This window comes from Nocardioides ginsengisoli, from assembly GCF_039537225.1.
Classification (GTDB): domain Bacteria; phylum Actinomycetota; class Actinomycetes; order Propionibacteriales; family Nocardioidaceae; genus Nocardioides; species Nocardioides ginsengisoli.
On sequence record NZ_BAABAC010000025.1, the window covers coordinates 150,074 to 157,055 of the forward strand.

Genomic DNA, 6,982 nt, shown 5'->3' on the forward strand with positions numbered 1-6,982 from the left:
GACGTAGGCTGCGGGCGATGTCCGCAACCGAGCACCCGACCGCGACCTTCGCCACCGTCACCGCCGATGACCTGGTCACCGGCGAGGGTGTCGCGCTCGACCTGCCCGCGGCCTCGCTCGGCCTGCGGATGCTGAGCGGGCTGATCGACGTCCTGGTGACGATCGGGACGCTGATCGCGTTCATCATCCTGCTCGTCACCGCCACCGCGGTCGCGCACGACGAGGCGCTGGTCGGCGCGGGCGTCGTGCTGACGATGGTGCTGACCTTCCTGGTCGTGCCGACCACGATCGAGACGCTCACCCGCGGCCGCTCACTCGGCAAGCTGGCGCTGGGCCTGCGCGCGGTCCGCGACGACGGCGGGCCGATCAGCTTCCACCACGCGCTGGTGCGGGCCCTGATCGGCTTCGTCGAGATCTACGTCACCGGCGGCGTGCCGGCGTTCTTCTCGATCATGCTCAGCACCCGCGGCAAGCGGCTGGGCGACTACGCCGCCGGCACGTACGTCGTCCGCGAGCGCGTCCCGCTGCGCCTGCCGCCCCCGCCGCCGATGCCGCCGCAGCTCGCGATGTGGGCGCGCGGCACCGACCTCGCGACGCTGCCGACGGGCACCGCGCTCGCCGTCCGGCAGTTCCTCGGCCGACTGCCCACCCTCGACCCGGTGTCGCGGGACCGGATCGGCCGGGCGCTCGTCGCCGACGTCCTCCCGTACGTCGCGCCCGCGCCGCCCGCCGGGGCGCCGCCCGAGCTGGTGCTCGCGGCGGTGATCGCCGAGCGCCGTACCCGCGACCTCGCCCGGCTGCGCCGCGACGACGAGCTGCGCGCCCGGCTGCTTTCCGAGGGCTGAAGTCGGGTCCGCTGGGTAGATTCGGCGCCATGACCCACGCCCCCTCCGCCCGGCGTACGCCGGCCGACCCGAGCTCGCCGCTGACCGAGGCCGAGCTCGACCGTGCCCGCGAGGCGATCGGCAAGGTCTCCGAGGCGTTCTCGAGCCGGGTCGTGGGCCAGCACAAGGTCCGCACCGCGCTGCTGGTCACGCTGCTGGCCGAGGGGCACATCCTGCTCGAGAGCGTGCCCGGGCTGGCGAAGACGCTGGCGGCATCGACGCTCGCGCAGGCGGTGAGCGCGCGCTTCTCGCGCATCCAGTGCACGCCCGACCTGCTCCCCAGCGACATCATCGGCACCCAGGTCTACGACCCGCGGCGCCACGAGTTCGAGACCCAGCTCGGTCCGGTCCACGCCAACTTCGTGCTGCTCGACGAGATCAACCGGGCCAGCGCGAAGACACAGTCCGCGCTGCTCGAGGCGATGCAGGAGCGGCAGACGTCGATCGCCGGCACGATCCACCGGCTGCCCGACCCGTTCCTCGTCCTGGCGACGCAGAACCCGATCGAGGAGGAGGGCACCTACGTCCTCCCCCACGCCCAGATGGACCGCTTCCTGCTCAAGGAGATCGTCGACTACCCCGGCGCGGACGACGAGCTGATGGTCCTCGAGCGCATCGACGACGGCACCCTCGGCCAGCACATGAGCGACCTCGCCCCCGTCATCACCACCCACGAGGTCGCCGAGCTGCAGGAGCTGGTTCGCCGCGTCTACGTCGACCCGGCGATCCGCCGCTACATCACCAGCCTGGTCCGGGCGACCCGCGACGTCACCGGGCTGCTCGGTCCCGAGCTCGGCGACTACGTCGAGATCGGCGCCAGCCCGCGCGGCTCGATCGCGTTCTTCCAGGCGGCGCGCGCGATGGCCGTCGTCCAGGGCCGCCACTACGTCATCCCGGAGGACGTCCGCGAGCTGCGGCACAGCGTGCTCCGCCACCGCCTCCACCTCAGCTTCGAGGCGCTCGCCGACCGGGTGCGCCCGGAGACGGTGATCGACGCCGTCTTCCGGGCGGTGCCCACGCCGTGACCGCCCACCTGACGCGGATCAAGTCGCACCTGTCCATCCACGCCCACCGCAAGGTGCGGGGGCTGCTGGAGGGCGAGTACGCGGCGGTCCACGTCGGGCGCGGCATCGACTTCAACGACCTGCGCGAGTATGTCCGCGGCGACGACGTCAAGGACATCGACTGGAAGGCGTCCGCCCGCAGCCGCCAGCTCCTCGTCAAGCGCTACGTCGCCGAGCGCAAGCACACCGTCCTGCTGTGCGTCTCCACCGGCCGCAGCATGGCGGCCCTCAACGACGCCGATGTCGCCAAGCGCGAGCTCGCGGTCCTCGCGGCAGGCGTGCTGGGCTATCTCGCCGTCCAGCACGGCGACCTGGTCGCGCTGGTCCACGGCGATGCGCGGCGCAAGCACGCCGAGCGCCCGCGCTCGGGCGAGCTGCATCTCGAGCGGCTGCTCGGCACGGTCCACGACGCGATCGCCCCCGACGGCCCGCCGGGCGACCTCGACGGGCTGCTGCGCCACGTCATCCGCACCATCCGCCGGCGCACGATCCTGGTGATCGTCACCGACGACACGGCCCTGTCCGAGGAGGCGGTGCGGCTGCTGCGCCGGCTCACCGCCCAGCACGAGGTCCTCTTCCTCACCGTCGGCGACCTCGACCCGACCCAGCAGAGCGTCGCCGATCGCCGGCTGGTCGACGTCGACGCGGGCGCCGAGGTCCCCGGCTGGCTGCGCCGCGACGCCCGGCTGCGCGCGGAGTTCGCGGCACTCGTCGGCGAGGAGGCGCAGCGGCTGCGGCGCCGGCTCGACCAGCTCGGCATCGCGCACGAGGCGATCCGCGACCCCGACTCCGCGATCACGGCCGTCTTCCGCGTCCTCGAGAGGCACCGCCATGCGCGTCGTCGCTAGCGCCGCCTGGGCCGCCGTGTCGGCCGGGGTCCCCGACGAGTTCACCGGCCCGGTCGCCTACGACGACCGCTGGCTCTGGATCGCGGTCGGCCTCGCCGCGGCCGTCGTCCTCTACTTCCTGCTCAGCTGGTGGCTCACCCGCCCGCCGCGTCCGGCGGGCCTGGCCCGCGAGGGCGTCGACGTACCCGACGTCCGCGCGGCGCACCTGGCGCGGATCGAGCGCATCGACGCCCAGGTCCGCGCCGCCGAGCTGACCCCGCGCGCGGGCCACCAGGAGCTCAGCGAGATCGTCCGCTCCTACGTCGCCGCGGTCACCGTCCTGCCCGCGCGCTCGATGGCGCTCGCCGACTTCCACCACCGTGCGCCGCGCGAGCTCGTCGACGTCATCGAGCTGGTCTACCCGCCCGAGTTCGCGCCCGACGACGCGCTCGCCCGCTCGCTCTTCGACACCGCGGTCGACCGCTCCCGTGGCCTGGTGGCCGGCTGGAGCGTCGGCTGATGTGGACCGACGCGTCGACCGAGCTCCGCTGGCCCTGGCTGGCGGTGGGCCTCGCCGTCCTGGTGCTGGTGCTGCTCGCGGTGTGGCTGCGCACCTGGCGGCCCTCGCGTGCCGGAGCGTCGTACGTCGCCCACACGGCGCGGCTGCGCGCCCTCCCCCGCTACCGGACCCTGGTCCGGCGGCAGGTCGCGCTCGGCGCCTGCCTCACCCTCGCGGCGCTGGTCGCGTGCACCGGCGCGATCGTGCTCGCCGCCCGGCCGCAGCAGCGGCAGACGATGGAACGCAACGACCGCACCCGCGACATCGTGCTCTGCCTCGACGCGTCGGGGTCGATGGCGGAGGTCGACGCCCAGGTGGTCCGTGAGTTCCGCACCATCGTCGAGGGGCTGCGCGGCGAGCGGGTCGGGCTCACCATCTGGAGTGGCGCGGCGATCACGATCTTCCCGCTCACCGACGACTACGACTACGTCGTCCAACAGCTCGACGCCGCCGAGAAGGCGTTCGGCGACGGCAAGGTGATCACCGACGCCTTCGCCGTCTTCACCGCCGGCACCGTGATCGACTGGGACATCCAGTCCCAGATGGGCGACGGGCTCGCGTCGTGCGTGCAGCGCTTCGACCGCCGCGACGAGAAGCGCAGCCGCGCGATCGTGCTGGCCTCCGACAACGAGCCGGTCGGCCGGGGCATCTACACGCTGCCCGAGGCCGCGCAGGTCGCGGCCGACGCCGACGTCGTCGTCCACGGCATCGCGGCGCCCGACACCGCGCGCCGGCCCGAGGCGGTCCGGGAGTTCGAGTCGGCGGTCACCAGCACCGGCGGCACCTTCTCCCTGCTCGGCAGCGACGGCGGCGCAGGCGCGGTCATCGACGCGATCGGCAACCTGGCGGCGACGCCGATCGACCGGCCGCCCGTCGTCCAGGTGCTCGACCGGCCGCGCGCCGGCGTGATCATCGCGGGCATCGGGCTGGCCGGGCTGGTCCTGGTGTGGGCGGCGCAGGTGGTCCTGGTGCTGCGCGACCGGCGGGAGGGACGCGGATGAGTCCGTCGCGTGCCACCACCCTGACCGTCGTACGACGGCTGGCGATCGTGCTCGCCTTCGTCGCCGTCCTGCTCCGGCCGGGGGTGGGACACACCGAGGTGCCGACCCAGCTGTCCGACCTCGACGTGCTCGTCGTCGTCGACCGCACCCGCTCGATGGCGGCGCTCGACTACGACGGCCGCACGCCGCGGATCATCGGCGCCAAGGCCGACCTGAAGGCGCTCGCCGACGAGCTGCCCGGCGCCCGCTTCGGGATGCTGGCGTTCGGCGCCGACGCGCGGCTGCTGATGCCGTTCACCACCGACACGTCCGCCTTCGACGCGGCCGTCGAGACGCTCTACCTCGAAGGGCCGACCGACGGCTCCGGCTCCCGCGCCGACCGGCCGGTGCCCGAGCTGCAGGACGTGCTCAAGCGCGCCGCCGACCAGAGCCCCGACCGGCGCCGGATCGTCGTCTACGTCGGCGACGGCGAGGACACCGGCAGCGCCGCCGAGGAGGCCGGCCACGACTTCGGCGACGTCCGCGACCTCGTCGCCGGTGGCGCCGTCCTCGGCTACGGCACCACGCAGGGCGGGCCGATGCCGCAGTCCGACGACTTCGACACCTCGCTCGGCTATCTCCGCGACCCGACGACCGACGACACCGCCATCTCGCACGCCGACCTCGAGCACCTCGACCGGATCGCGCACCAGCTCGGCGTCCCCTTCGAGCACCGGACGGCGCCCGGCGGGCTGCGCAAGCTCGCCGACGCCTTCGCGGCGTCCTACTCCGACGGGCACGGCGGTCACGACCGGCCGGCCCAGCACGAGCTGACCTGGCTCGCCGGGCTGGTCCTGCTCGGGCTGGTCCTCGTCGAGCTGCGCATCGGCTGGCGCGCGGTCTGGAGGACCCGATGAGCCGCACCCGCCGGATCCTCCTGCTCGCCGGCCTGCTGCCGGCGCTGCTCGTCGCGGCGTACGTCATCAAGGTCGCGCTGATGCTCCACGACAACTCCGTGGGCCGCGAGCGGTTCGACCTCGGCGACGACGACGGCGCGGCGTCGTCCTTCGCGTCGACCCGCAGGCTCAACCTGATGGAGTCGTGGATCGCGCCCTTCGACGAGGGCGCGACCTGGCACAGCGACGGCAAGTACGCCACCGCGATCCGGCTCTACGAGGAGGCCCTGCGGTCGGTGCCGAAGCGCGAGGAGTGCACGGTCCGGATCAACCTCGCACTCGCGCACGAGGCGGTCGGCGACGCGGCCGCCGAGGCCGGCGCGAAGGAGAGCGCGCGGGAGTCGTGGCAGGCCGGCATCGACGCCCTCGCCGCGGGCCACTGCCCCACCGACGCCGGGCGCGGCAAGAAGCAGAGCTCCGACGCGGGCGCGGTCGACCAGCGGCTGCGGCAGAAGCTCAAGGACAACCCGCCGCCCCCGCAGGACCCGCAGCAGCCGCAGGACCCGAAGCCCCAGCAGCCCGACCAGAAGCCCGACCCCAAGCGCGACCGGCTCGACGAGAACAACCGCCGGGGCCAGGGCGAGCGGCACGACGACCAGGACCTCTACCAGGACCACGACCTGAGCAAGCCCGACGTCTGGTGACAGCGTCGTCGGAAAGCCGGCAACGGGCTGCAACCGGACGGTCACCCCGGGCGTAGTACTGCCTGTGACCCGACTTCGCCCTGCCCTGCTCACCCTCCTCACCGCCCTGACCGGCCTGACCGTCCCGCTGCTCGGCGCGACGCCGGCCCACGCCGCCGGGCCGTCGGTCCAGGTGCTGGCCATCCCGTGGGCGGACTGCCAGCAGGGCTCCCCGCCGCTGCAGATCGAGACGACGGGCGCGGCCGACGCCCAGGCCTCGCTGTGGGTGCGGGTCGAGGCGGACGGGCTCGTCTACTTCCAGGAGAAGGCGCCGATCACCTCCGACGGACGCCGCAACTGGCGGCCGTACGCGCGCTGGGACGACGTGCCCGATGCGCTGCGCGGGACCTGGCCGGTCCCCGCGGGGCGTCAGGTGCGCGCGGAGCTCCGGCTCGTAGGCCCCGACGGCGCCACCCTCGACGAGTGGACGACGGTCATCGACGGCTGCGACAGCGGCGTGATGCTCTTCAACGGACCGAGTGAGACCGACCGGGACCGTGACCTGGTCACCACCCGCTACGACCTCTGCCCCACGGTCACCGCGCCGCGCACCACCGACGGCTGCCCCACGATCGGGCGCTCCGTGACCCTCGCACGGACCGGCCGCAAGGTCGCCGGCCGGCTGACCGCGGGCAACGCAGTCCTGGCCCGCAACCAGGAGGTCCGGCTCTACCGGGCGCGGGCCGGCGCCGACCTGCTGCTGGCCAGTGGCCGGACCGACGCGGTCGGACGGTTCCGGCTCACGCCGGGCAAGCTCCGCGGCAAGGTGTACGCCGTGGCGCCGGGCCTGCTGGTCCCGACCATCGGCCGGGCCCAGCAGGCGACGTCGCCGCTCGTGCGCCTGAGCTGATCAGCGACGCCGGCGCCGCAGCAGCGCGGCCAGCCCCAGGACGACGGCGAGCCCGATCGCGATCCGCTTGCCGTAGCTCTTGATCAGCACCGGCAGCACCGCCGCGCCCAGGTCGAGCGCGTCGTCGTCCGCCGCCGCGACCGGCCGGGGGGAGGCCGGTCGCGGCGCTGCCGCAGGGG

8 protein-coding genes are annotated in these 6,982 nt (G+C 74.0%); all 8 read left to right on the forward strand.

Going from position 1 to position 6,982, the window contains the following annotated elements; translation table 11 throughout:
• The first annotated feature begins 17 nt into the window (after positions 1–17).
• Positions 18–845 (forward strand): RDD family protein, encoded by an 828-nt coding sequence (locus AB4880_RS15585; RefSeq protein WP_367920132.1) that lies wholly within the window; start codon positions 18–20, stop codon positions 843–845.
• Between the two features lie 29 nt (positions 846–874).
• Positions 875–1,909 carry an AAA family ATPase gene (locus tag AB4880_RS15590; RefSeq protein WP_367920133.1) on the forward strand — a complete coding sequence of 345 codons (1,035 nt, stop codon included), beginning with the start codon at positions 875–877 and terminating at the stop codon, positions 1,907–1,909.
• Positions 1,906–2,796, forward strand: coding sequence for a DUF58 domain-containing protein (locus AB4880_RS15595; RefSeq protein WP_367920134.1), 891 nt, complete (start codon positions 1,906–1,908; stop codon positions 2,794–2,796). Before AB4880_RS15590 ends, AB4880_RS15595 begins: the two co-directional genes overlap by 4 nt.
• A complete protein-coding gene (locus tag AB4880_RS15600) occupies positions 2,780–3,295 on the forward strand; it encodes a hypothetical protein (RefSeq protein ID WP_367920135.1) in 516 nt (171 codons plus the stop codon). Before AB4880_RS15595 ends, AB4880_RS15600 begins: the two co-directional genes overlap by 17 nt.
• Positions 3,295–4,335 (forward strand): VWA domain-containing protein, encoded by a 1,041-nt coding sequence (locus AB4880_RS15605; RefSeq protein ID WP_367920136.1) that lies wholly within the window; start codon positions 3,295–3,297, stop codon positions 4,333–4,335. Before AB4880_RS15600 ends, AB4880_RS15605 begins: the two co-directional genes overlap by 1 nt.
• Positions 4,332–5,231, forward strand: coding sequence for a vWA domain-containing protein (locus AB4880_RS15610; RefSeq protein WP_367920137.1), 900 nt, complete (start codon positions 4,332–4,334; stop codon positions 5,229–5,231). Before AB4880_RS15605 ends, AB4880_RS15610 begins: the two co-directional genes overlap by 4 nt.
• Positions 5,228–5,914 carry a hypothetical protein gene (locus tag AB4880_RS15615; RefSeq protein ID WP_367920138.1) on the forward strand — a complete coding sequence of 229 codons (687 nt, stop codon included), beginning with the start codon at positions 5,228–5,230 and terminating at the stop codon, positions 5,912–5,914. The genes AB4880_RS15610 and AB4880_RS15615 overlap by 4 nt, the downstream gene beginning before the upstream one ends.
• A 64-nt stretch (positions 5,915–5,978) precedes the next feature.
• Positions 5,979–6,803: a transthyretin-like family protein gene (locus AB4880_RS15620; protein WP_367920139.1), complete on the forward strand. Its 825-nt coding sequence runs from the start codon at positions 5,979–5,981 to the stop codon at positions 6,801–6,803.
• Positions 6,804–6,982 lie beyond the last annotated feature (179 nt).